Origin of the sequence: Bacillus infantis NRRL B-14911 (assembly GCF_000473245.1) — a bacterium.
Lineage (GTDB): Bacteria > Bacillota > Bacilli > Bacillales > Cytobacillaceae > Bacillus_AB > Bacillus_AB infantis.
In genome coordinates this window covers 1,906,870-1,930,312 of the sequence record NC_022524.1, presented here as the reverse complement: position 1 = coordinate 1,930,312, position 23,443 = coordinate 1,906,870, and the positions used below count along the sequence as shown (strand labels likewise).

Here is a 23,443-nt window from a genome sequence, read left to right as displayed (position 1 = left end):
AAAAGCGTGACTGGGGCCAGAATAATCCGTTTGTAAAAACCGCTCCTTAGTAGAGCGGTTTTTTCAAGGTTCATACCAATAAAAAACCGATTCCCCACAATAATTGGAAATCGGCTGCGCTTTACTAGATTTCGGAAATTTAGCTTTCTTTTATGAATGAGTAGATTCTCCGCCGTCCACATGCAGCACTTGGCCGGTGACAAAGCGTGAATCATCGGATGCCAAATATACATATGTTGGAGCCAATTCAAATGGATGGGCCACACGCTGCATAGGATTAAAGGCTCCGTATACCGCCACTTGGTCTGACGAAAAGCTCGCAGCGATAAGCGGCGTCCAGATCCGTCCGGGCGCTACTGCATTAACTCGGATTCCCTTTTTCACTACGTTTTTGGCCAGTGCCCGGGTAAATCCTACGTTGGCGCCTTTTGTAGCAGTATAATCAATCATTTGTTTTTCGCCAACATAAGTCACAACAGATGAAGTTTGGATGATCGAGCTTCCCGGCTTCATATAAGGAAGAGCGGCTCTTGTTGTGTAGAAGTGGGAATAGATATTTACCTTAAATGTGTCATCAAATTGCTGATCGGTAATGTCCGTCAAGCTCTTCTGCTGGAACTGAATCCCCACATGGTTACAGAGTATATCCAGGCGGCCGAATGTCCTTACCGTTTGCTCTACAATGGCGACACATTGCCTTTTATCCCGCAAGTCCCCAGGCATTAATAAACAGCGCTGGCCAAGTTGTTCAACCCTCATTCTGGTGCGGTTTGCATCCTCATGTTCATTTAAATAAGCAATGGCTACGTCAGCGCCTTCCTTGGCAAACGCAATCGCTACCGCAGCCCCAATACCGCTGTCACCGCCTGTAATGAGCGCAACCTTTCCCTTTAATTTTCCGCTTCCTTTATAATTGGGATTTTCGATGATCGGCCGGGGTACCATTAATCTTTCCACACCAGGATGGAAAAGCTGGCGCTGTTCAGGTAAATTAAATGGGATTTCCTCATATTGGATGATTTTTCCATAATTAGGATACATCGGGTATGGGTGTTCTACTTTGTTTGCATCAAATGCTTGCTGCAGCTGCTGGATCTGCCGCAGCTTCTTTTGCTCCTTCAGGCCCATCATGTTGCCGTGTTGATATTGTCCCATCATATCTTCGTATTGATATTGCCCTTTCCCATTACCAGCATGCTGGCCCATTTGCGGCATAACATACTGTGGCATCTGATTGGCTTGCTGCATTGGAGACATCGGGTACTGCGGCATCTGATTGGCTTGCTGCATCTGATACATTGGAGGATGATACATTTGCGATTGGTTCATTTCCGGCATTTGATCCATCATATCTTGATCCGTGGAAGCGAAATCTTGCATTTGATCCACTTGCGGCATTTCGCGATTCTGATTTTCTTGACTCATAGGAAACCTCCTGGATTTAAAACTTTATGTTTAACCTATGTTGGGCGTCTGACCGAAGTGCCTGTTTTCCAATAAGTAAAACCCTCTTTCTATCGGCTCAGGTGTTTGTTCATGACCCGTTTTAGGAAAGTGGTACATGCTCCATATCCAATTAGTATGAATAAGGTAAAACGTAAGAAAAAATGTTAAGGAGGCAGCCATTTGAAATTCGAGTTTAGTCCTAAAGTAAAACTATTGCTGGTCAATCATTCAGATCAAAAAGTAAGGATGGATTATATCAATCATTCCTGGCCAATGCCGGAAATAGGTTGGAGACCGCCTTATTACACTAACCCCGAGTATGGTTTCAACTTCCCTATTATCTAATATGTAAAATTGGGTGTTATAACGATTCGAATAAAAGTAAATGCCTGAAAAGTATGGTGCCTGACCCCACAGACTTTAAAGCTTTAATAATGTGGGGTCAGGCACCTATTTTTCACAGAATGTATCTCAGCCACTTGTACACTTTATTATATGTGTTATGGTTCAAGCGCGAACTAAAAAGGCCTGCTGCAGTGAAGGAAGTAGACCCTCATGGTTAAAAGGCTGGAGCAGGTAATTCCGCAATATACATACGAAGTAAACTATAAGGTTTTTCCCGTAAATCTCTTCCATAGTGAAATCTGGCCTGCCGATGCAATTGGTTTACAATGACATATAAGTATCCATCAGGGCCAATTGAAAAAGTATCCGGCCATAATATTCTTGGATCATGTGCAATGGTTTCGATTGCTCCATCCGGAAATATCTTTCGAATACTGTTATTTTCATAGTCTCCGGCATAAACGATTCCTTTTGCATCGGTAATCATTCCATCAGATGCCCCTTTTTCACCCAAATATTCCACATGATAAGGTAAATCCGTGTCCGGTATCGTTCTGTCCCTGAGGGCTTCTGTTGAGATCGAGAACAAATGGCGGCTGCTTAGTGGAGCAAAATATACTATCTTTCCATCGGGAGAAATCGCAAGACTATCAGACGCCAATCTAAATGGAGAAATTGAACCGTCTTTGTTTCGGTTCATTAAGATTTGGCCTTCTACTTTCGGTATAAAATAGGGATCAGGCGAAGTTGAATGGGCTCCATTCAACCGTCTAAATGCGTTTCCATTTGCTAAATCTACGACGATAATAGCTCCTGGCCCTCTTGATGAACTATCCGTGATATAGGCATAACCTGCTTTTCCAACACGAAAATCAAATCGTACATCATTCAGATAAGTCGTTGGCAGGACAACATCATCTGTAAAGGTATATACCCTTCTAATCGTATTGGTTTTTAAATCAACAGCCACTAATTTTGCCCCGCCTTTAATGGGTACAGAAAAATTAGGTGCTCCTGTATCCAGTACCCAAAGTGTGCCCAAACCATCCGCAACTACACTTTGGACACTGATGAAAGTCATTGTGACATTCCCGGGGTTAACCAAATTGGTTTGTAAATTAGGATAAGGCTGCAATTGATCCCCAACAATTTCAGCCACCGTAAATTCAACATCGTCTCCCCATTTCGGAAAGCAAACGAAAATACGGCCATTTTCTGAAACCGTAACACCTGTAGGCATAGGCCCATAAAATGCATACACCAATTCTAAATTACCGAAATATTTTTCACTGGGTAATATAGGTTTCATAATATCCTCCTCAGACCTCAAACGGGATATAACCTATATATGATGTAATTCTTTTCTAGTGCATGTTTCTTGGTAAGTATCTATATGTAAGGCGGTTTAATTTATTGTTTTAAAAATTTCCAGTTTCGGGGCAAAAAGAATTCAATGAGCAGGAAGCAAGAGTATTTCGGAAAAGCCCCGGACATACGCTATATTATAGGCGCCTTCCTATGCTTAACCCTTTCCTTCTGAACAAACCCCTGGAGAATTAAGTAAAATGAAAACAGCAGCAAGAGGTATGCAGCTAGCGGAAAAAGGATGACCCAGGGAGAATAATAGAAAGCCGATCTAAATTGGCCAATGAGCCCGGCCCATTCCTTTGTCATAGAGATATAGATAACTGGATCCATTCGGACAAATGTCCCGCCGAGAAATATACTGAATATGCCCAGTTGCCCAATTAAATGAAGGACCAGTATTACTTCATTCACAAAGATAATCATGAGCTGGCCTTTCAGTGCAGGTAGAATATGAGTTTTAGCAATGTGCCACCGGCTCCCGCCTATCGTTTGAGATGCTAAAACATAAAGATTGGTTTTTAATTCTGCTGTTTTGGCAAATACGACATTGTACACTCCATTAATTCCAAGAATCACTATAAGGGTCCCAGCGAGAAGGATTAAGGAGTTTTCGCCCAATACTGGAACAAAATTCAAGCGGATGAGAACAAAATAGACAAAAATAAAGACAGGAAATCCGCTTAAAAGATTGGGAATCTTTTTCCTTTCTTTCCTGCCAGTAAACGACCTGCTGCTGACAGCAAAATAAAGCCCAAACGCACCACCTATTATGGAACGCAAAAAAGCACAGATTAATACAGTGAAAAAAGTATACTTGGCTCCATATAAAAGGAGGGATAAAATGTCATAGCCCCATTGATCTGTGCCAAACAGGTGATTTTCGGATGGAGGATATGGAGGTGCTATTAATTTATTTCCTGATTCTGTTTTTACGTACTGAACATCGGAAAGCTCGTCTACTCCATAGGGGGCAATATAAGGACCTATTAATGAAAGGATGAAGAAGAAGATGAGCAGCAGTATGCCTGCTTTTAATTTCAGATTCCATTTACCCACGCAATAACACCTTCTCTATTCCGAAAATAATGAACTTCATCGTAAATAGCACAGCGATATAAAGGATAAAAAAAGAAAGCAGGGAAATGACTACGAGGTTATACTGGTAGCCAAAGTTCACCGGATATTCGAATAGGATTTCCGTTAACCCCCTTGTATTATAAAGATGCTCGATAATAAAAAGATTAGCTGTCGTTATCCCCACAATCTTATAGATATCAGCCTTTAAAAAAGGAAGTACATTGCTGGTCACATGGTAAAGATAAATCTGTCTTTTCGTAAGTCCCTTGGAAACAGCTGTTAGTATGTAATCTTCAGAAGCCACCTCAAAAGTGCGGTCGTTTAAGGAACGGACTAAATACAAAAGGGGCAGGATCGTTAACGTCAAAACGGGCAGTAAAATGGCCGGTTCCTCGAGCGATAACGAAGCAACCTTTGCAACGCGCATACCAGTTTGTTTATAAATATAGGTAACAGAAAGCTGAAGCATTAAAACTAAAATGAAATCCGGTATAAACCCCACAAATCCTAATATGGAGTTTACCCACTTTTCACTTTTCTTCCATAGCCATATACCAAAAATAAAGGATAATACAATAACAATAGCTAATGAGACTGAGACATAGACATATGAGACACTAAAAAAGCTCAATAGGTCAAAAAGCAAAAATCTCCTTCTGTCCCCCTGCATGTAATAGTAGGACTCACCTGTAAATAGACCTTTTATGAAAGCAAGTACCTCGCCTGGAATATTTGAAGGAAGAAAAATGACCTTCCCATCCAAGTTATATAGATATAATGGCAGTGCAGCAACCAGCAACAGAACAAGGAATCCTGCAGTTTGTGTTAGTATGCTTCTAATATAATACATGGATTATCCTTCCTTTAGCTTGCTTAATTTTGCAGGTGAGTTAACGGCGGTCAGTGCCGATTAATTTCTTATTAGTATGAAAGATAAGACCGTTTGAGGGTACCCTGATAATCTTCTTTCTTTTCAACTGAGATTTATAAAAATTTACAAGGGTGGCGGTATCATGGGGCTGTTCATTTCCGTTCCAGGCACTTCGCTTTCCGCGAGGCGACGCTGAGCCTCCTCCCGCTGCGCGCTGCGGGGTCTCAGCATTGCCGCTGCTTTCCCGCTGGAGTCTGCGTGCCTTGCACTCCAATAAACAGGGTTTTTTATACTTTGTGTGAGTTTAAATTCGGTTATGTAAATCACTTGTTGATTAAGATTATAACGCTTCATACGGGAGGAATGAACTACTTAATCATTTTCCCAATACCAAAAATAGTAAATATAAAGTAAGATTGGTTAGTAGGAAAAAAAATCCACATAATAATGGAGAATTTCAACTAGGCTGGTGATTGTATTTGGGAGAGCAGTATAAGTTCAATGAATTATCCAACTCAACGTTGGAGCTTAATGGAGTATATGAAACAAGGTGTAAAGACGTATGAATAAGAGAGTAAGCATAATAGTAATTGCTTTAGGGACTCAGTCCTTGCAATCGAGCATTGTTTTCTTAACACTGGCTTGGTATTTCACTAATATAACGAATTCTCCTTTGGTATTCGGATCACTCATGGCTTTCCGTTACATACCGGGCATATTATTAACTACTTTAAGCGGAATTGCCATTGATCGTATGAACAAGATACCTTTAGGACTGTGGTCAAGCATCTGGCACCTTTTTTCTCTTTTGCTTTTGCTGGTGGTGGGATGGTTAAAAATTGATCCATCCGGGGCTAATTATTGGATATATGCAGGAGTCGTCATATTCATAGGGATCTCATCCGCTGTTCTCACTCCCCTAGAAAGAACTCTGATACCGATATTATGCAATCCTGGAGAATTAAAGTCCGTTAATAGTGTGATAACTGTTGTCACACAAGTGTCCAATTTATTGGGAACCAGCGCAGCCGGGATACTTCTGCTGACAGGCGGTTTTTCCCTATCCATGATTGTGGCTGTTATCCTGTCATTTTTTTCTGTCCTTTGCTATATCGTTCTGTTAGTTAAAGTAAAGATTCCTCACACCTCTAATCAAAATAATAGTGTAATGACTGCCTTTAAGACAACTGTCAGAGATCTGAAAGAACAAAAATGGATTTTCATTGCTATTTCTTCAGCTGTATTTACGAATATGTCATTCGTTATGATCATGGATGTTCTTTTGCCAACTCTATTTTCTGATTTGAAAATTAATGGCTCAGCTGCTTTAGGATTGTGCTTCACTGCAATTGGTGCTGGCACCTTAATAGGGGCAGCTTTAACCTACAAATTCAAACAGATAAACTTTAATACCTCTATATTTTTATACATAGGATCAGCACTAGCGGCCATCATGGGTGGCCACTTCTTAGATTCAACCGTATTCAGTTTAATAGCTTTTGGCCTATTCGGATTGCTCGCGGCACCAATAACGATCATTTTTCAAACAACTCTGCAGGAAGCTATACCGGTTAACATTTTAGGAAGCGCAATGGGGGTATTATCTTCAGGAGCCACTATAGCGCAGCCCATTGGTGTTTTATTGGGAGGAGTTCTTTTATTAAAGCTTGATGGAGCCACTGTACTCACAATCACGTGCGCATTTTCCATCATTGCGGTTTCAATCGGATGGTGGAGGTTAAGACTGCAGCAAATGCAATCGCAAGATCGTTCTGAGCCTGTCATACAGAAAGTGAACTCGCCTTCAGCGTAGGCGGGTTTATTTTTTTGATTGTATTAGTAAAGGACATATCAATTAAGACAACAGTGTATTTGTCAAAGTGTAATGATGCACAGTGACGTATCCCGCTCTGTACCTTCACTGCTAGTCCATAAATGCTGTCAGGGGCTCAGTTGAATATAGCAGCTTACAGATCCTGTTCAATGACTGCCAACTCCGTTGTTGTTAGGAAAAAGTTTTTGCCCCTCATCACTCATAAGTGGTCAGCAGCACTAGCGATTTTTGCTCTCAGGACTTCTTCAGAGATGCTGTTGTTGTTTTTATTCTTTCTATTCTTTCTTTATTTCTTTTCTCTATTGTGTATGCAGGTTTGATTCACGAGTCATTCACGACCGATTCACTTACGGGCGAAAAAAAAGATTCTGGTCTGTTTTAGGCTGTACCTCGGCAGCACTTGCCTCTTCCATTTCAGCCAGCTTCCGATTATTCTCATACTTCCCCACACCAGGAACCGGAAATAAAAAGTCATGCGAAAACAGCTCCGCCGTAATCAGACTGAGCTTTTTCAGCAGCATTATTGAACTTTGAATCTGCGAATGACTGTAAAGATCCCTCTTCTTCAGGTTATAAGACCACAGGTCCTTCCGCAGTAAATAAATAAAACGGACATACTGCCCAGAATTCAGCATAATTCCCTCACAAGGCACTCCATCCTTCAACATCGCACCATACTTCAGCAGCAAATAAAACCACAAGCCCTCCACATGATGAAACACAACACTCCAGCGCACCAGACTTCTAAACTGAGTCCACCCTTTGATCTGCATATGCATTCCTAATCACTCCTATATGTTTGTTCATCTCTTATATATGGATTTGAATAGGAAATGGACATGGTGTGAGGAGAATTTCTTATGATGAGCCACAAGAACGGGTCCCTTGGCAATATTCAAAAAATGTTGATTCCTTGATGATAAACTTTTTAACTGCTAGGTTTAATAAAGTTGTAAGTTACTATAAATACTTTGAAATTATTTGGTATAATATTGAAATAATGTTGACAATTTCAAATTTCATAAAAAAAAGGAGTAGCACAGTTGAAAGATCTGACTGCTAAAGATTTGATAGGTAAAGGTTATTTTCCTAAAGAAATCCCAAAAGGATTTAGTACTAATAGTTTGGCCGAAAAGTTTTCTAACCTTGACTTTTCTACTTTCACTAAAAAAGAAAGAGGGAAATGGTATAAAACAAGTAATATAAGTATACCCAAGTTCGCTCATTCAAGAAGGATTTTAAATGTACCTGCACCCTTTCCACAAATGAGATTATCACAATTGCTTGTAAAAAACACTGAAGAATTAAATGAGTATTATAGTCAATCCAAACTCTCATTGACAAGGCCTATAGTAAAAGAAGAGTCCGACAGAGCTGTTGAGCGAAAATATCATTTTTCCAAAATAATCGAAAGAAGAATAGAAAGCATTAATGACAAGAAATATATATTAAAAACTGACATTTCAAGGTATTTTCCTACAATTTATACCCATAGTATACCATGGGCCTTACACACCAAGGAAGTTGCCAAACAAACAAGAGGAGATTCTTTGCTTGGAAACACTATTGATGAATATGTCAGGAATATTCAAGATGGACAAACAATGGGTTTACCAGTTGGACCAGATACATCCTTGATAATCTCAGAAGTTATCGGAACTGCAATTGATATAAAACTTCAAGAAGCTCACCCTAATATCATAGGCAGCCGTTATACAGATGACTTTGAGTTTTATTTTAAAACTCAATCAGAAGCGGAAAAAGTGCTTAATACTATTCAAGAAATTGTAAGGCACTTTGAACTAGATATAAATCCAGTAAAAACAGAAATAATTTCAAGTCCCAATCTTTTAGAACCTATTTGGCTATCAAACTTAAAGCTCTATCAATTTAGAAGTTCGGCCACCGCACAAAAGAATGATATTAAAACCTTTTTCAGTACTGCCTTTTATTACCAGAATCAATCACCTTATGAAGGCGTACTAAAATATTGCTTAAAAAAAATTAAGAATTTAAAAATTAAAGAAGATAATTGGTCATTATTTGAAGCGTTAATTCTTCATATAATGTTGATTGACCCCACAACCTTACCACTCATAGAAAATATTTTATTTGGTTATAAAGAAATTGGTTATCCAATAAATGAGCAGAAAATAAAAGATACAATAGCAGAAATTTTTGCTTCTAATATAGCAGTTGGAAATAATTACGAAATTATGTGGGCTTTATCGTTAAGCAATAAACTTCAATTAAAAATTAGCAATGAGTCAAGTAAATTACTCTTTAACTTAGAAGATTCGTTTTCAAACATTTTAACAATGGAAGCTTATACAAATGGTTATATTGAGGGTGGTTACGAACCAGAATACTTCAAAACCTTATTAAATGAGAACGAGTTATATGGGCGAAATTGGCTATTTGCTTATGAGATGAGTGTGAAAGGTTGGCTAAAACCTCATCAACAAAAAGAATATGTCAAGAAGGATACATTCTACAATCAACTGTTTGAAAGTAAAGTTGAGTTTTATCATAATGATAGAAAAGCGGAAATCAAAAATGACGACTGGTTAACTGCACTTCTGAATGATGACGATATTGAAGAGCTTTTTATTCAGAACGCATCTTCTAAGAAACCCTATTTGAGAGGTGGTAGTGGAGGAGCTGATTACTAAACTGGGATGTAATACTTAGGACACTGAACAAGTAAAAGCCCGGGAAATTAGCTATCTTGAAGATTGATGTCTTCTACTTTTGTTAGATTTTTTGAATTCCACTATTAAAGTAAATTATTATAACATTTTGCATACTTTATATTAGCCTCCAGTGTCGAAAGAGTTTCTGCGTGGGGAAAACAAGGAATGTATGGTAGCAATCCGAATCTAACTTCTTTGAAACAAAAATATATAAGTCAGGGGGGCACCACCCCACAATAAACCACAAACAATACAAAAAACCGCACAGTACTATCACTGTTCGGCACTAATATGTATATTATGGCGGGACCGCCTGGGAATCGAACCCAGCTGACCTGGCACGCAGGTCACGAGCGGTTTTGAAGACCGTGAGGGACACCAGTACCCCATTCAGCCCCGTGAGTAAAGCAGTTATGTGCTGCTTTTGTTATTTAGCAATAATGATATTATGCAGGATTTGAACTTACTTTTCAAGCCTTTAGCTCCAGCTGCCGGTTCCTTTGCCTTTATTCTGACCCTGGTCTTCTTCGGCGATCTTTTTCAGAAGCTTTTTATTATTCTTGTTGATTTCAAATTGCACCTTGTATACCCGGAAAAGCTGCACCATGAAGCGGATCCATAGAAAGACGGCCAATGCGGCGAGGACAAAGAAAATGATGGTTTCGACTGCCCCTTCAATAGGGCTGAAAAAGCTCATGAAGAGTCCGTAGGCGATACCTGCTGCAACGAGAAGACCGATGCGCAGAAAAATCTGCAATAATAACCCATCCTTTTGCTTTTGCAGCTTTTCTTTTTCCTGCTGAAGACGGCCTATGCTTTCCAATCAGTTCCCCTCCCCTTTTTCCTTATTGTACCATCAAACAAGTTTTCATGGCTTGGCCATTTCCCTTATGTTTCACTTTTTATGCAGGATTCGGCTTGTCTCCTTCCCATCATATGCTTATAATAATATTAAATAAGTTATTGTAATGTAGGTGAATAGAATGACAACAGAGCTTACTGGCTGGTTTTTGGTGTTTATTTTGTTTTGGGTGGTTGTGCTGGTATCACTGTTTGCGATCGGCGGCTTTTTTATGTTCCGGAAGTTTTTGAAGCGGATGCCGAAAGAGGATGGGAAGTCGATTCTTGATTGGGAAGAGCATTATGTGAATCAGACGCGGAGCCTTTGGGCTAAGGATCAGAAGGTGCTCTTGGAGGATTTGGTGAGTCCAGTGCCTGAGCTTTTCCGTGATGTGGCACGGCAGAAGATTGCCGGGAAGATCGGCGAGCTGGCATTGAATGAGAAGGCGAAGCGCATTACGGAGGATCTCATCATTCGCGGCTATATTTTGGCGACTCCCAAGCGTGATCACAAATTCCTGCGCCGCAAACTGACTGAAAGACAAATTGATATGGCTCCTTATGAGCATTTATTCTAGAAACCATTCCGCTGTCCGTGGAGTGGTTTTTTTCATAAGAAAAGCGCAAGCGCCTTGGTCACCCCCGACAAGCACAAGACGATCCTCCCGGAAAGGCGTTCTTTGCCTTTTTGGGAGGATTGGCTTGTGACCTCGAGGGGGTAGGCGCTGGAGCTAGACAGTAATCGAGGATAAAAAATATACTTTCATATTTTATAAAAAAAACACCGAAAGCGAGTTCGATGTTTTCACTGTTTTATACGGTTGTTTTTGTATTCAATGAGGTACCATTGAGCTCATTGTAGATCTTTTTGTAGTTCAGGTACATGGCGATCCGCCAAGGGACGATCATACCGAATGCAAGGATCCAGAACATGCCGCTCAGCTGTCCGACGTCAATCGTGGAGCTGAGGATCAGCTTGGCCACAATCCGGACGACAAGAAGGCCGACCAGGATAAAGGCAAAGGCCTTTGATCTTTTTAAGAAAATATCATTATCACGCACTTCAAATGCCGAGGTTTTGATCAACAGGATTGAAAACAGCATGCCGACTCCGGCAGCTTCTAATATCTCAAGCGGTGTGACGCGAAAGTACGGAAAGACGAACATCAGGGCGCCCGTGCTCATGAAAAGCGGCGGCAAGATGATCTTTTTGGCTGAAGCAGGTTTCTTGGCTGCCCGCATCCGGATGAACATGACAAAAACAGCCATGCAGATGGCTCCGATCGAAGAAGCTACAACCATGTTCATAGCATTCATCCTTTGTATGTTTAATATTTACCATTATATTATATCCTAAATTCCTCTGTTTAGAAAATATTTTTCGGGACTTTGGGCATCGGTGCAAAAAGAAAAGCCATTTAAGCAGGCTTAAATGGCTTTGGGTCAGCTGAGGACCCGGTTGACTGCGTCGAGCACGCGGCCTTCATCAAATGGCTTAACAATAAAGTCTTTGGCGCCGGCCTCGATGGCTTCGACGACCATCTTCTGCTGGCCCATCGCTGAGCACATGACTACCTTGGCGTCAGGAAATTCCTGTTTGATTTCCTTCATGGCTTCCAGGCCGCTCATCTCCGGCATGGTGATATCCATGGTTACAAGCTCCGGCTTGAGCTCGCGGTAAAGGTCAATTGCTTCGCGGCCGTTTTCGGCCTCCCCGACGATTTCATGTTCGGCTTTCTTTAAGATGCCGGTTAAGGTGAGTCTCATGAATTTTGCGTCATCTACAATTAATATTCTTGCCATGCTGGTTCCCCCTCGACACTGCAACAGAAATCAATCTATTATTATGTTTCTTTCTATATTTCACACGTCAAAAAACAGTATTAGATAAAAGAGCACATATTTCAATATAACGGAATGTGAGTGAGAATTCAATCCAAAGAATCCGACAAATTTCGCTTTTTCTTCAAATTTCAAGTTGTAATTTATGGAAGGATAAAAGAAAACCCGGCATTTTTGCCGGGCCATCCTTTAGAAACCTTTAAATCCGCCAAACATAGCAGTCATTATAGATATGATCTGAGTCATCCAGTCAAAGAACAGCACAATACCCATGACAATCATCACATAGCCGCCGATCTTCATGATTTTTACGTTATTGCGGCGGATCCATTGCATTTTGCCGATAAAGAACGACAGCACGAAGAATGGAATCGCAAATCCGAGTGAATAGGCAATCATATACACAAGGCCTGAGCCAGGATTTGAGGCAGCGAGTGCCCAAACGGACATGAGGATCGGTCCTGTGCATGGCGTCCAGCCTGCTGCAAATGCAAGGCCGATCAGGACTGAACCCAGGTAGCCGCCTGGCCTGTTTTTGAATTCCAGGCGCCTTTCCTTCATGAGCGCCTCCGGCTTGAAAACGCCGACAACCATCAATCCGAAAATGACAATGAAGATGGCGCCGATCTGCCTGATTAGATCATTATGATCGCTGAATATTCTTCCGATAAAAGATCCCCCAAAACCGAGGGCAATGAAAATAATGCAGAACCCGAGCAGGAAGAAAAGGGTATGCAGCATGCTGCGCTTCTGCAGCATCGCGTTTTCTTCTTTCAGCTCGCCCACTGACATGCCAGTTATGTAAGATAAGAATGCGGGATACAATGGCAGGCAGCAGGGAGAAATGAAGCTCAGGAAGCCCGCTCCAAGGGCGATGAATATATTGACATCAGTCATTCAAGACACCTACTTTTTCTTGATTCTTTACCATTTTAACAAAATCTCGCCAAGAAAGATAATGGACACCTTGTGAACACTTTGTGACCTACTATAATTATATTAAAAACATATAAAGGACATGTTATAATTTTGATAATGTTTTTGTCATATCAGAGAAACTTTCTTTTGAATTTATTACCATTATTCGATATACTGTATGAGTAACTAACATTATTTGTTATAATCTTTCATGTTTTTACATGGTTTTGATTTGGAAACTTACATACAGACAATAATAAAATGGGGCCTCTTTTAAATCCACAGGAAAGGACTATCAGCCGTGGCAGGAAAACAAGAACTACTGTCTTTGATTGAGAATAAGCGGGCTGAACTAATCCAAGTCGCCATGAAGAATGGCCTGCATTCAACTGCTGCGATTAAGTACAGTCAGGAGCTTGACCATCTCTTGAACGAATATAACCGTATTTTTATAAAAAAGGTTCAGACACAATAGAAAAACAGCTTGGAAGCTATATAAGCCCAAGCTGTTTTTATTTTGTCTTTTAAGCGTTGCCGACAGCATCTTCCACCCTCTCGACTGAACCGTTCTGCAGCAGGTACATTTTATGGTACAAGCCTTTCAGTGCGAGCAGCTCCTGGTGGGTGCCCCGTTCCACGATTTCCCCCTGGTGAAGGACAAGGATCAATTCAGCATCCTGGATGGTGGAAAGCCTGTGGGCGATGGCAATGGTTGTGCGCCCCTTCCTCATCTTCTCCAGGGCCGTCTGGATGGCCTCCTCTGTCTCAGTGTCGATATTGGCAGTCGCTTCATCAAGCACAAGGATTTTCGGGTTGGCTGCAATCGTCCGTGCGAAAGCGATCAGCTGCCTTTGACCGCTGGAGAAGGTCGAGCCCCTCTCAACTACCTTGTGATCGTAGCGGTCATCAAGCTTCTCAATGAAGGTATGCGCCTGAACGAAATGGGCAGCTTCCTCTATTTCCTTATCGGTCATCTCTGTATCATGGAGGCGGATATTGTCCTTGACCGTTCCATAAAACAGGAAAGGATCCTGGAGGACTAGACCAAGCTTTTCCCTCAGCTCTTCCCTTGGATAAGACTTAATCGACTGCCCGTCAATCAGAATGTCACCTCTTGAGAATTCATAAAACCTCATCATCAGATTGATGATCGAGCTCTTTCCGCTTCCTGTATGGCCAACCAGCGCCACTGTTTCGCCCGGCTTGGCAGTAAAGCTGATGTTTTTCAGCACATCCCGCTTTCCATCATACGAAAAGCTGACATCCTTGAATTCAATCTGTCCGTCCCCGATTGAAAGCTTCTCTTCCTTTTGAGCGGGCGCAAGCTCTTCTTCATCCAGGAGCCTGAAGACCCTGGAGCCGGCAATGATGGCCTGCTGGTACATGGATAACCGCTGCATCATATTGTTGACCGGCTCGAAAAAGCGGTCCAGATAGCTGACAAATGCGAATAAAACTCCGACTTCAATCGGATTGCTGAATGAGGTGATCCCGAAAAAGCCCAGGACAATTACAAGCGCAAGTGTATAGACCAGGTCTATTGCCGGCCTGAGTAGCAGCCCATCAACCTTGATGTTCCTCATTCCTGCGTCATAATGCTTCTGGTTAATGTCTGCAAATTCCTTGCGCAGGCGCTTTTCCTGCCTGAACACCTGGATGATCCCCATTCCCTGGAGCGACTCGCTGAGCTTCGCATTCAGCTGGCTGAGCCTTTCCCTCATATCCTGATAAAAGCGCGAGCTGTATTTGCGGTACATCTGCATGATCATAAAGATAATCGGCAGGATCACCAGGCAGAATAAGGCGAGCTGGACATTCAGGGCAAACATCGCGATGAATATCCCGATCAGCAGAAAGCCGCTCTGTATGAAGATGACCAGGACGCTGACAAACATATCCTTGATGGCCTCTGTATCATTCGTGACCCGCGAGACAATGCTTCCGGCCGGCGTCTGGTCGAAGTATTTCAGGCCGAGCGACTGCACCTTTGAAAAAACGTCGATCCGCAGCTGCTGAATGATCTTTAGTGCGATCTCCTGGAACTTAAGCAGCTGGAAATAAGAGATCAGGACATTCATGACCTGGATGCCGATATAGCCTGCCCCGAGCAGGAACAAAGGCTCAAATGCCAGATTCCTTGGGGTCAGATAATCGTCAATGAATATTTTAACAAGGATAGGCCCCATGATATCGCCGATCGTTGTCAGCAGCAACAGGCTGAAGGCGAGGATAAGCGTTGCTTTATGCGGCTTTGTATAAGCAAGGAGCCGGTATAGGACGGTCCGCTGTTCTTTCTTATTGATATCCTGCTGGTTATGCTCCATGATTTCTGCCTCCGTGCTCTACAAGTTCTTCAAGCTGCTGGCGGAGATACATGCTCTTATACCAGCCTTCTTCTTCCATCAGCTCATCGTGTGTGCCTTTTTGCGCGATCCTGCCCTCATCCAGCACAAGGATCAGATTCGCATGCTGTATCGCACTCAAGCGGTGGGCGGTGATGATGGTCGTCTTGCCTGCCCGGTTTTTCCTGAGGCCGTTCAGGATGGCTTCCTCTGTCTTCGCATCAACCGCTGACAGAGAGTCATCCAGGATCAGTACTTCCGGGTCCATCATGAGCGCCCTGGCGATTGAGATCCGCTGCTTCTGCCCGCCAGACAAGGAAACGCCGCGCTCACCGACAACCGTTTCATAACCTTCCGTAAATTGAAGGATATCTTCATGGATATTGGCAAGCTTTGCTGCCTTGAATACTTCCTCCCGCTCAGAGGAAGGGTTCGCAAAGGCAATATTTTCAGCGACTGTGGCTGAAAAAAGGAAATGATCCTGCGGCACATAGCCAATGGCCTCATGCAGCTTTTCAAGCGTATAATCATTGACTGAATGGCTGCCAAAGCGGACATCCCCTTCAAAACCGTCAAATTCCCTGATCAGCAGCTTAAGGAGCGTTGTTTTCCCGGCACCTGTCTTCCCGACGATCCCAAGGGTTTCACCCCTTTTCAATTGGAAGCGGATGTCTTCGAGGACAGGCTTTTCCTCGTTAGGGTAAAGAAATTTATTGATATCATAAACAAGATCCCCGCTCGGAACGATTGCAAGTGCACCTTCCTTGTCAGCCACCTCTGCCTTTTCGGCAAGCAGGCTCATGATCCGGTCATTGGAAGCCCGCCCTCTTTCGACGATATTAAAGAGCCAGCCAAAGGCAAGCATCGGCCAAATCAAGAGTCCGAGATACGTTGTAAATGAAACAAGCTCCCCGATTGTTAATTCACCTGAAATCACATATCTGGCGCCAAAAGCGACAGACAGGAAAAAGGAAATGCCGACGATGATGCTGATTGTTGGATCAAAAAGTGAATCCACCTTGGCCACTGAAATATTTTTCTCCACCACATCATGTGATTGTTTGCGGAAATCCTCTATATCTTCTTTCTCCTGGCCAAAGGTCTTGATGACCTTGATGCCTGTGATGCTTTCCTGTGTCTTATCATTTAAAGCAGAAAAAGCCTCCTGTGCCCCATGGAACCGCTTATGGAGGAGCGTCCCATACCAGCTCGTCAAAATCGCCATGAGAGGCATCGGGATCAGGCAGATGAGCGTCAGCTTCCAGCTAATCGTCGCAGCCATGGCGATGATGACAAATCCACCTGTGGCAAGCGAGTCGACAAGGGTCAAAACGCCTGAGCCGGCCGTCTGCTGGACCGCCTGAAGGTCATTTGTCGCATGGGCCATCAGGTCCCCGACCCGCCTTCTTTGGTAAAACGATTGCGGCATCTCTGTAAAATGCCGGTACAGCCTGTTCCTCAGCTGCCTGGACAGCTTGACGGCAGATCCGAAAATCATGATCCGCCAATAATAGCGCAATATGTACATCATGAGTGCGGCTCCAATCAATATCAGGAGCCAGTTGACAAGAAGGCCGCTGGTCAAAGTATCGTTTTTGATATGATCAACCACAATCCCGATGACCTTCGGCGGAATCAGCTGCAGGAATGCTACAAACAGCAGCAGGAAAATCCCTGTCACATACGATTTCTTCTCTTGCTTAAAAAACCACATTAAATCTGCAAATACTTTCATGCTTGCTTCCCCCGGCTCTCGTGTTCCTGATTTTTCCTCAATTATGCTCCAAATAGTTTATCAAATATTTTAAAAATAAGAAAGATTTTTCAAGGGGCGCACTAAAGACATATTCATCATTTATCGGAATCCGTGATATTGGCAGGGACAAGTTGGAGCGTACAAGCATTAACTATAGAGATAAAAAGGAAAAGAGGTGTTTAAATGTCTGCTGGTATTCCATCTTTGCCAAGCCTTCCGACAGTCGTAACAGTCTGCTGGTTCCGGAACCCATTAAGTCCTGTATCACTGAGAAGGATTTCCCAGGCGACTGTTCTGGGAAATGATGCAGAAGCCTGCCTTGAGACACTTGAAACAGGAGCACGATACAACCCTGCTGCAGAATGCCTTCTGGCTAACGGCTTTCAGCTCGTGACCCTTCTTGATTTCGGCATCTACGGATTTTCCGTTTTCACATCCACGCCAGAAGCATAATAAAAAGAGGACAAGTATCCCTGTCACCCAGGGTGCTTGTCCTCTATCAGCTTCCGTTTCCGTCATAAAGACGCACAAAATGCTTCATCAGCTCTTCTTCTGAAATTTGGATCCGGTGCTCCAGGTCTTTCGTCCGCAGGACATATTCCTTAATGCCGATGAATTCGGATTCAGCAATCAGCCAGAATACTGTACCGCGTTTGAATCTGCCGTTAAAGCCGGTTTTCAATCTGTATTTTTTCATGTTACCCTCAGCTTAACATTTACTATATTTATCTAAAAAGCCGCTTTCTCTGTCATAATCACAGAAAAAGCGGCTTTCTTGATGTACAGTGATGGCCATGTAATAGACTTTATTACAATAGGGAGCCCTATGTAAGCCTTACTTGCCGGACTGCTTATTCATGGCAGACATCATCTGATTAATTTTCTTCTGAGATGGTTTCATACCCATTTGCATCATCATCATTTTAAGCATTTGTTCGTTGATTGGCGGATTTTTCTTTAAGTAGCTCATCATATATTTACGAGCGATGAAAAATCCTAGTGCTACACCGGCGATCAATGCCAGTATACCAACTAGAATAACGTCCCACATTCAAAACTTCCTCCTTCATGTTGTCTATCATACAGTGTACTAAACCAAAGGTTATTATACAATATTTGCACCTGTTTTTCCCCTATTTAAATAAATTTTCTTTCTTTGATCGGCTTCAGCCAGCCAAAGCGCCTGTTCGTCATATCAACCGCCAGATAAGAGGATTCATTTTTCCGGAGGATTTCAAAGAACACCGTTTCTGCATCATAATTCCCATGTGATTCAATCACTAAACATCGGTCATAGATTTCAAGCCGCGCTGAACTGTTTTTTCCGTTTTGGATAACATAGGCCCCCTGATCGGCTGATGCTCCTTTTTTCCTTGAAAGCTGCTGTGTAAGATACTGGTGAAGCCTGAGGGCGGGAATCGGCCTTGTGATAAACTCAATCTGGCGTGACAGGATCGATTTCAGCTCTCCCTTCGAACGGCTGTATTCCTGAAAGAGCTGGTAGAACATCCGCTCTCTGCCGAAATAATGGGAAGCAAATTCGTCTTCTATTAAATAAAGCTGATAGGTTCTCACCAACATCTCCTCCAATATCTTCTATATTGCTTCAAGTATAAGGGAACAGAATCAGTTACTTTGTCTTTCAGCGTCAAAAATAGGCACTAATTTTGTCGAACAGGCTTATTTGCCTATCAATTATATAAAAAATAAAAATATTCAATCAATTGTAAGGAAATAAAAAAGAGAGCGTACTCTGACGCTCTCTTTATACCCTTTACAGAAGGGCCTTTAAACGTGCAACCACGTTTTCAACTGTGAAGCCGTACTCTTCGATGATCTTCTCACCTGGTGCAGATGCCCCGAATGTATCGATCGCTAATACATCGCCTTCATCACCGGCATAACGGTGCCAGCCAAGTGAAGAGCCCATTTCAATGGCAAGGCGCTTCTTGACAGCCTTCGGAATGACGCTTTCTTTATATTCCTTGGACTGTGCTTCAAAGCGGTCCCATGCAGGCATGGAAACAACTGCTGCATCGATGCCTTCTTTCTTCAGTGCTTCCTGCGCTTTTACAGCAAGATGCACTTCAGATCCGGAAGCAAGCAGCAGGGCATCTGCCTGATCTTTGCCAGCCGGTGAGACAACATAAGCTCCTTTAGATACGCCTTCATACGCGTTTTTGTCAGTATCCTGGAGGGTAGGCAGGTTTTGGCGCGTCAGCACAAGAGCTGTCGGCTTATCCTGTGATTCTACCGCCACTTTCCAGGCAGCAGAGGTTTCATTGCCATCAGCCGGGCGGATGACAGACAGATTAGGCATCGCACGAAGTGATGCAAGCTGTTCAACCGGCTCGTGTGTAGGGCCGTCCTCACCAACAGCGATGCTGTCATGCGTGAATACATAAGTAACAGGCAGACCCATCAGGGCAGCTAAGCGGATTGCCGGGCGAAGATAGTCAGAGAATACGAAGAATGTTCCTCCGAATACCTTTAAGCCTCCATGAAGGGCCATACCGTTTAGGGCGGCACCCATGGCGAATTCCCTTACGCCGAACCAGATGTTGCGGCCTTCGAATGAAGCAGGGGTAAAGTCGCCCGAGCCTTTGATCATCGTTTTATTTGAACCGGCAAGGTCAGCAGATCCGCCGATAAAGAATGGAAGATTCTGCGCGATTCCGTTCAGTGCTTCGCCTGAAGAGGCGCGGCTTGCCAGGCTTGAACCTGTTTCGTATACAGGGATATCCTTATCCCATCCTTGCGGAAGCTCGCCTTTCATTGCTCCGTCAAGCTGTGCACCGAGCTCAGGGAATTCCTGCTTATAGCTTTCAAGCATAGAGTTCCATTCCTGCTCAGTCTTTTCTCCGCGTTCAGCGATGTGTTTCTTGAAGTGGCTGTACACTTCATCCGGAACATGGAAATCTTCTTCAAAAGTCCACTTGTAAGCTTCCTTCGTCAGCTTCAGCTCATCTGCACCAAGCGGTGCGCCGTGAACATCTGATTTCCCGGATTTGTTAGGTGAGCCGAATCCGATGACCGTTTTTACTTCAATCATAGTCGGATGGTCAAGGTCGCCTCTTGCTTCCTCAAGCGCTTTCGCCACTTCGTGAAGGTCATTGCCATCTTCAACACGGATATACTGCCAGCCGTAAGATTTGAACCTTTGCTCCACACTTTCAGAGAAAGAGCGGTCAAGGTCGCCGTCAAGGGAGATATCATTTGAATCATAAAGGACAACGAGCTTGCCAAGCTTCAGGTGGCCTGCCAGCGATGCTGCTTCGGCAGATACACCTTCCATAAGGTCACCGTCGCCGCAAATGCTGTATGTAAAGTGGTCGACTACATTATACTTGTCTTTATTGTAGACGGCTGCCAGGTGGCGCTCAGCCATAGCCATGCCGACTGCCATTGAGATTCCCTGTCCAAGCGGACCAGTTGTCGCGTCAACGCCCTTTGTATGTTTGTATTCAGGGTGTCCGGGAGTCTTGCTTCCCCATTGGCGGAATTCTTTCAGGTCATCGATTGTGAGACCATAGCCTGATAAATGGAGCAGACTATATAGAAGCATGGAACCATGTCCTGCAGATAAGACAAAACGGTCACGGTTAAACCACTCAGGGTTTGCCGGGTTATGGTTCATGAAACGGCTCCAGAGTGTGTACGCCATAGGAGCTGCCCCCATAGGCATGCCAGGGTGGCCGGAATTTGCTTTTTCAATAGCATCGATAGATAGAGTTCTGATCGAGCTTATGGACAAATCATCGATAGATTCAAACATATACTACATCCTCTCTTTAAAAAAATCCTGCTCAATTAATTTTATAGCGGCTCTTTATTTTACACAACTGAGAAGCTTCTGTATATCTTGTGCATTTTGGAAACCTGTATGTAAAAGAGAACCAAAAAATAAATCCAAAAAGGAACACAGATTGTTGTATTCCTTTTTGGCCTGATGCATTAATGAAGGCGCTTCTTCTCGTCCTCACGCAGCTTTTTTATCTTTTTCGGTGTAACGTCATTCCCCTTTGGATCCATGATGGTTACACCTTTTAAGGTTGTGAGCATATTGGAACGGAATGTCTGCAGATACTCGCTGCGAAGCTTTGTCTGTTCCTTTGCCTCTTCATTCGTCAGCCCTGCGGTCTTAGCTTTGTTTGCCAGCTCATTGATTCTGGCCATTTTATCTTTAGGCAGCATAATAACGCTCCTTTTTCATTCATTTCATTTAGCTTTCTCTAGTCGTCTTCCCCTTAGGGCCCTGGTCTAAACGGCCGGAGAATACATCAAATGTTACTATAAAAAAAAGCGTTTGCCAAGGCAAACACTCTTACTCTTCCTGTGCATCTATGTATTCCTGATAGCGCCTGTGCACTGTCGCCTTGGAAATGGGATAGCCGAAGCCCCTGAGAGTTGCCGCGATCTCCGAAAATGTCAGCCTGCTGGCTCTCAGGCGGACAATTTCTTCTATTGGAACCTCGATCCGTTCCCTTCCAGAGTGCTCCCCCAGATTCTTCAGGTTCTTCTCTGGCCTGAATCCTTTGTCCACTGCCCTTTTCATGCCTCTTTTGATCTTGATATTATGCAGCTTGCGCTGATATTCTTCCACCATCGAGACGATATTAAGAACCATGGAATCTGATTCGGAAAGCTGCAGCTCACCATTGTGGGAAATGCTGTAGAGCACAGCGCCCTCTTTATATATGAAGTGAAGCAGGGCGATTTTGGCATTGCCCCTTCCGAGCCTCGTTTCATCCTGGATAAGGACCGCTTTGATGCCTTCATCCTTTATAAGATCAAGAAGCTCGAGTACACCGTCCCTCTCCAGGTCATACCCGCTTGCCTGTTCCCTGATGATCGCGGCTACTTCAAAGCCTTTTTCCCCGGCAAGCGCAGTCAGTTCCTCCTCCTGCCTCTCCAGGGATGTTTCCTGCGCTTCTTTTGTTGTCGATACCCTGCAATAGATTACTGCTTTCATATATGCTCCTTTATGTCATTCACCCGCAAAGTTCTGCAGATCATCCTGCAGCTGCCTTGTATGGCTGTCTGCTTTAACCGGGATCATAATCTGCTCCCCCGCTTGGATTGCACTGCCGGCGATTCCATTCTCCTCTTCCACCCACATCACAAAGTCTTCTGCAGACAGCTTATGCTTGTCCGAAAATTGCTGAGACAGCCCCCATAATGTATCTCCTTCATCAACCGTCACCTTTATGTAGTCTTCTTCACCGAAAATTCTGTCGTATCCGGTAAGCAGCAAAGCCGCCCCAAAGCTTAAAACGATAAGTATAATAGCATATGAGTATTGATTCCACAATTTTTTCATACAAGACACCCCACCGCAAGAATATATGTTCGCATTTCGTTAAATTTATTATAAACCGAACATGTGTTTTCCGTCAACAAAAATTCGAACTTATGTTTGTATCTGTTCCGGGTACATGCTATAATTTAATCAATAATAACCATACGGGGTGCGAATACATGGCTAAAATATCAAAAAGGCAGCAGGATATACTCGAATTTATCAAGGAAGAAGTGAAAGCGAAGGGCTATCCCCCTTCAGTCAGGGAAATTGGGGAAGCAGTCGGCCTGGCCTCCAGCTCGACTGTGCATGGGCATCTTGCCCGCCTTGAAAGCAAAGGGATGATCAGAAGGGATCCGACAAAGCCGCGTGCAATTGAAATCCTGGAGCTTGATGAAACATCTCACATTCCAAGGAATAATGTCGTCAACGTTCCTATCCTCGGGAAGGTTACAGCAGGACAGCCGATCACTGCGATTGAAAATGTAGAAGAGTTCTTCCCGCTTCCTGAAAGCATGGCACCGGCAGCCGAACAGGTCTTCATGCTTGAAATCATGGGTGAAAGTATGATTGAAGCCGGCATCCTTGACGGAGACTATGTCATCGTCCGCCAGCAGCAGTCAGCCAACAATGGCGATATCGTCGTTGCAATGACAGATGAGGATGAAGCAACTGTCAAGCGTTTCTTCAAGGAAAGGGATTATATCAGGCTTCAGCCTGAAAACTCTACAATGGAGCCTATCATTCTCAGGAATGTTTCCATTCTTGGCAAGGTCATTGGCGTCTACCGCCATATCCACTGATTATATGAT

The 23,443-nt window shown here is 43.4% G+C and carries 24 protein-coding genes and 1 tRNA gene; 6 read left to right on the top strand and 19 right to left on the bottom strand.

Annotated elements, in window-relative coordinates; all coding sequences use genetic code 11:
• Positions 1–150: 150 nt before the first annotated feature.
• The 4 genes from N288_RS09740 to N288_RS09725 all read right to left on the bottom strand — a co-directional run bounded on the left by N288_RS09740 (position 151) and on the right by N288_RS09725 (position 5,086).
• The gene (locus N288_RS09740; protein WP_035401017.1) at positions 151–1,128 is read right to left on the bottom strand and encodes an SDR family oxidoreductase; all 978 of its coding nucleotides are present in this window, start codon (positions 1,126–1,128) and stop codon (positions 151–153) included.
• Between the two features lie 877 nt (positions 1,129–2,005).
• The gene (locus N288_RS09735; RefSeq protein WP_009790962.1) at positions 2,006–3,100 is read right to left on the bottom strand and encodes an L-dopachrome tautomerase-related protein; all 1,095 of its coding nucleotides are present in this window, start codon (positions 3,098–3,100) and stop codon (positions 2,006–2,008) included.
• A gap of 188 nt (positions 3,101–3,288) precedes the next feature.
• A complete protein-coding gene (locus tag N288_RS09730) occupies positions 3,289–4,215 on the bottom strand; it encodes a peptide ABC transporter permease (RefSeq protein ID WP_009790961.1) in 927 nt (308 codons plus the stop codon).
• Positions 4,208–5,086, bottom strand: coding sequence for a peptide ABC transporter permease (locus tag N288_RS09725; RefSeq protein ID WP_009790960.1), 879 nt, complete (start codon positions 5,084–5,086; stop codon positions 4,208–4,210). The genes N288_RS09730 and N288_RS09725 overlap by 8 nt, the downstream gene beginning before the upstream one ends.
• A 583-nt stretch (positions 5,087–5,669) precedes the next feature.
• Here N288_RS09725 and N288_RS09720 point away from each other — a divergent pair.
• On the top strand, positions 5,670–6,920 hold the full coding sequence (locus N288_RS09720; protein ID WP_009790958.1) for an MFS transporter: 1,251 nt from the start codon (positions 5,670–5,672) through the stop codon (positions 6,918–6,920).
• A gap of 368 nt (positions 6,921–7,288) precedes the next feature.
• Here the strand turns inward: N288_RS09720 and N288_RS09715 are convergent, their stop codons facing one another.
• A complete protein-coding gene (locus tag N288_RS09715; protein ID WP_009790957.1) occupies positions 7,289–7,720 on the bottom strand; it encodes a hypothetical protein in 432 nt (143 codons plus the stop codon).
• A 264-nt stretch (positions 7,721–7,984) separates the two neighbouring features.
• On the opposite strand from N288_RS09715, the gene N288_RS09710 reads away from it, so the two are divergent.
• Complete coding sequence (locus N288_RS09710; RefSeq protein WP_009790956.1) at positions 7,985–9,613, top strand: RNA-directed DNA polymerase; 1,629 nt, start codon at positions 7,985–7,987, stop codon at positions 9,611–9,613.
• A gap of 322 nt (positions 9,614–9,935) precedes the next feature.
• Here N288_RS09710 and N288_RS25095 read toward each other — a convergent pair.
• Positions 9,936–10,032 (bottom strand) — tRNA-Sec (locus tag N288_RS25095).
• 80 nt (positions 10,033–10,112) lie between these two features.
• The gene (locus tag N288_RS09705; protein ID WP_009790955.1) at positions 10,113–10,457 is read right to left on the bottom strand and encodes a hypothetical protein; all 345 of its coding nucleotides are present in this window, start codon (positions 10,455–10,457) and stop codon (positions 10,113–10,115) included.
• Positions 10,458–10,617: 160 nt separating this feature from the next.
• On the opposite strand from N288_RS09705, the gene N288_RS09700 reads away from it, so the two are divergent.
• Entirely contained in the window at positions 10,618–11,052 is a 435-nt protein-coding gene (locus tag N288_RS09700; RefSeq protein ID WP_009790954.1) for a DUF2621 domain-containing protein, read from the top strand.
• A 235-nt stretch (positions 11,053–11,287) separates the two neighbouring features.
• Here the strand turns inward: N288_RS09700 and N288_RS09695 are convergent, their stop codons facing one another.
• The 3 genes from N288_RS09695 to N288_RS09685 all read right to left on the bottom strand — a co-directional run bounded on the left by N288_RS09695 (position 11,288) and on the right by N288_RS09685 (position 13,213).
• Positions 11,288–11,782: a CcdC family protein gene (locus N288_RS09695; protein ID WP_022543750.1), complete on the bottom strand. Its 495-nt coding sequence runs from the start codon at positions 11,780–11,782 to the stop codon at positions 11,288–11,290.
• A gap of 135 nt (positions 11,783–11,917) precedes the next feature.
• Entirely contained in the window at positions 11,918–12,277 is a 360-nt protein-coding gene (locus N288_RS09690) for a response regulator (RefSeq protein ID WP_009790952.1), read from the bottom strand.
• A gap of 228 nt (positions 12,278–12,505) precedes the next feature.
• Positions 12,506–13,213, bottom strand: coding sequence for a cytochrome c biogenesis CcdA family protein (locus N288_RS09685; protein ID WP_009790950.1), 708 nt, complete (start codon positions 13,211–13,213; stop codon positions 12,506–12,508).
• 322 nt (positions 13,214–13,535) lie between these two features.
• Here N288_RS09685 and N288_RS09680 point away from each other — a divergent pair, with 322 nt between their 5' ends.
• On the top strand, positions 13,536–13,709 hold the full coding sequence (locus N288_RS09680) for an aspartyl-phosphate phosphatase Spo0E family protein (protein WP_009790949.1): 174 nt from the start codon (positions 13,536–13,538) through the stop codon (positions 13,707–13,709).
• 49 nt (positions 13,710–13,758) lie between these two features.
• Here the strand turns inward: N288_RS09680 and N288_RS09675 are convergent, their stop codons facing one another.
• Both N288_RS09675 and N288_RS09670 read right to left on the bottom strand, forming a co-directional pair.
• Complete coding sequence (locus N288_RS09675; RefSeq protein WP_009790948.1) at positions 13,759–15,558, bottom strand: ABC transporter ATP-binding protein; 1,800 nt, start codon at positions 15,556–15,558, stop codon at positions 13,759–13,761.
• Positions 15,548–17,311 carry an ABC transporter transmembrane domain-containing protein gene (locus tag N288_RS09670; RefSeq protein ID WP_009790947.1) on the bottom strand — a complete coding sequence of 588 codons (1,764 nt, stop codon included), beginning with the start codon at positions 17,309–17,311 and terminating at the stop codon, positions 15,548–15,550. Before N288_RS09670 ends, N288_RS09675 begins: the two co-directional genes overlap by 11 nt.
• A 204-nt stretch (positions 17,312–17,515) precedes the next feature.
• On the opposite strand from N288_RS09670, the gene N288_RS09665 reads away from it, so the two are divergent.
• Entirely contained in the window at positions 17,516–17,785 is a 270-nt protein-coding gene (locus N288_RS09665) for a hypothetical protein (protein WP_009790946.1), read from the top strand.
• 46 nt (positions 17,786–17,831) lie between these two features.
• Here N288_RS09665 and N288_RS09660 read toward each other — a convergent pair whose 3' ends face one another.
• The 7 genes from N288_RS09660 to yneA all read right to left on the bottom strand — a co-directional run bounded on the left by N288_RS09660 (position 17,832) and on the right by yneA (position 22,652).
• Entirely contained in the window at positions 17,832–18,029 is a 198-nt protein-coding gene (locus N288_RS09660) for a hypothetical protein (protein ID WP_009790945.1), read from the bottom strand.
• A 138-nt stretch (positions 18,030–18,167) separates the two neighbouring features.
• Positions 18,168–18,383: a YneF family protein gene (locus N288_RS09655; RefSeq protein ID WP_009790944.1), complete on the bottom strand. Its 216-nt coding sequence runs from the start codon at positions 18,381–18,383 to the stop codon at positions 18,168–18,170.
• A gap of 86 nt (positions 18,384–18,469) precedes the next feature.
• A complete protein-coding gene (gene sirA, locus N288_RS09650) occupies positions 18,470–18,907 on the bottom strand; it encodes a sporulation inhibitor of replication protein SirA (protein ID WP_022543749.1) in 438 nt (145 codons plus the stop codon).
• 199 nt (positions 18,908–19,106) lie between these two features.
• Complete coding sequence (gene tkt, locus N288_RS09645; protein WP_022543748.1) at positions 19,107–21,107, bottom strand: transketolase; 2,001 nt, start codon at positions 21,105–21,107, stop codon at positions 19,107–19,109.
• A gap of 179 nt (positions 21,108–21,286) precedes the next feature.
• Complete coding sequence (locus N288_RS09640; RefSeq protein ID WP_009791601.1) at positions 21,287–21,526, bottom strand: DUF896 domain-containing protein; 240 nt, start codon at positions 21,524–21,526, stop codon at positions 21,287–21,289.
• A 130-nt stretch (positions 21,527–21,656) separates the two neighbouring features.
• Positions 21,657–22,304 carry a YneB family resolvase-like protein gene (locus tag N288_RS09635; protein WP_009791600.1) on the bottom strand — a complete coding sequence of 216 codons (648 nt, stop codon included), beginning with the start codon at positions 22,302–22,304 and terminating at the stop codon, positions 21,657–21,659.
• Positions 22,305–22,319: 15 nt separating this feature from the next.
• Positions 22,320–22,652, bottom strand: coding sequence for a cell division suppressor protein YneA (yneA, locus tag N288_RS09630; protein WP_009791599.1), 333 nt, complete (start codon positions 22,650–22,652; stop codon positions 22,320–22,322).
• 158 nt (positions 22,653–22,810) lie between these two features.
• On the opposite strand from yneA, the gene lexA reads away from it, so the two are divergent.
• Positions 22,811–23,434, top strand: coding sequence for a transcriptional repressor LexA (gene lexA, locus N288_RS09625; RefSeq protein WP_009791598.1), 624 nt, complete (start codon positions 22,811–22,813; stop codon positions 23,432–23,434).
• Positions 23,435–23,443 lie beyond the last annotated feature (9 nt).

Excerpts from the sequence above, each read along its gene's own strand:
- N288_RS09670 (WP_009790947.1), bottom strand. The coding sequence starts at position 17,311 with ATGAAAGTATTTGCAGATTTAATGTGGTTTTTTAAGCAAGAGAAGAAA.
- N288_RS09665 (WP_009790946.1), top strand. The coding sequence starts at position 17,516 with ATGTCTGCTGGTATTCCATCTTTGCCAAGCCTTCCGACAGTCGTAACA.
- yneA (WP_009791599.1), bottom strand. The coding sequence starts at position 22,652 with ATGAAAAAATTGTGGAATCAATACTCATATGCTATTATACTTATCGTT.
- N288_RS09690 (WP_009790952.1), bottom strand. The coding sequence starts at position 12,277 with ATGGCAAGAATATTAATTGTAGATGACGCAAAATTCATGAGACTCACC.
- N288_RS09695 (WP_022543750.1), bottom strand. The coding sequence starts at position 11,782 with ATGAACATGGTTGTAGCTTCTTCGATCGGAGCCATCTGCATGGCTGTT.
- N288_RS09715 (WP_009790957.1), bottom strand. The coding sequence starts at position 7,720 with ATGCATATGCAGATCAAAGGGTGGACTCAGTTTAGAAGTCTGGTGCGC.
- N288_RS09685 (WP_009790950.1), bottom strand. The coding sequence starts at position 13,213 with ATGACTGATGTCAATATATTCATCGCCCTTGGAGCGGGCTTCCTGAGC.
- N288_RS09635 (WP_009791600.1), bottom strand. The coding sequence starts at position 22,304 with ATGAAAGCAGTAATCTATTGCAGGGTATCGACAACAAAAGAAGCGCAG.
- tkt (WP_022543748.1), bottom strand. The coding sequence starts at position 21,107 with ATGTTTGAATCTATCGATGATTTGTCCATAAGCTCGATCAGAACTCTA.
- N288_RS09675 (WP_009790948.1), bottom strand. The coding sequence starts at position 15,558 with ATGGAGCATAACCAGCAGGATATCAATAAGAAAGAACAGCGGACCGTC.
- N288_RS09700 (WP_009790954.1), top strand. The coding sequence starts at position 10,618 with ATGACAACAGAGCTTACTGGCTGGTTTTTGGTGTTTATTTTGTTTTGG.
- N288_RS09725 (WP_009790960.1), bottom strand. The coding sequence starts at position 5,086 with ATGTATTATATTAGAAGCATACTAACACAAACTGCAGGATTCCTTGTT.
- N288_RS09640 (WP_009791601.1), bottom strand. The coding sequence starts at position 21,526 with ATGCTGCCTAAAGATAAAATGGCCAGAATCAATGAGCTGGCAAACAAA.
- N288_RS09660 (WP_009790945.1), bottom strand. The coding sequence starts at position 18,029 with ATGAAAAAATACAGATTGAAAACCGGCTTTAACGGCAGATTCAAACGC.
- N288_RS09740 (WP_035401017.1), bottom strand. The coding sequence starts at position 1,128 with ATGGGCCTGAAGGAGCAAAAGAAGCTGCGGCAGATCCAGCAGCTGCAG.
- N288_RS09720 (WP_009790958.1), top strand. The coding sequence starts at position 5,670 with ATGAATAAGAGAGTAAGCATAATAGTAATTGCTTTAGGGACTCAGTCC.
- N288_RS09655 (WP_009790944.1), bottom strand. The coding sequence starts at position 18,383 with ATGTGGGACGTTATTCTAGTTGGTATACTGGCATTGATCGCCGGTGTA.
- N288_RS09735 (WP_009790962.1), bottom strand. The coding sequence starts at position 3,100 with ATGAAACCTATATTACCCAGTGAAAAATATTTCGGTAATTTAGAATTG.
- lexA (WP_009791598.1), top strand. The coding sequence starts at position 22,811 with ATGGCTAAAATATCAAAAAGGCAGCAGGATATACTCGAATTTATCAAG.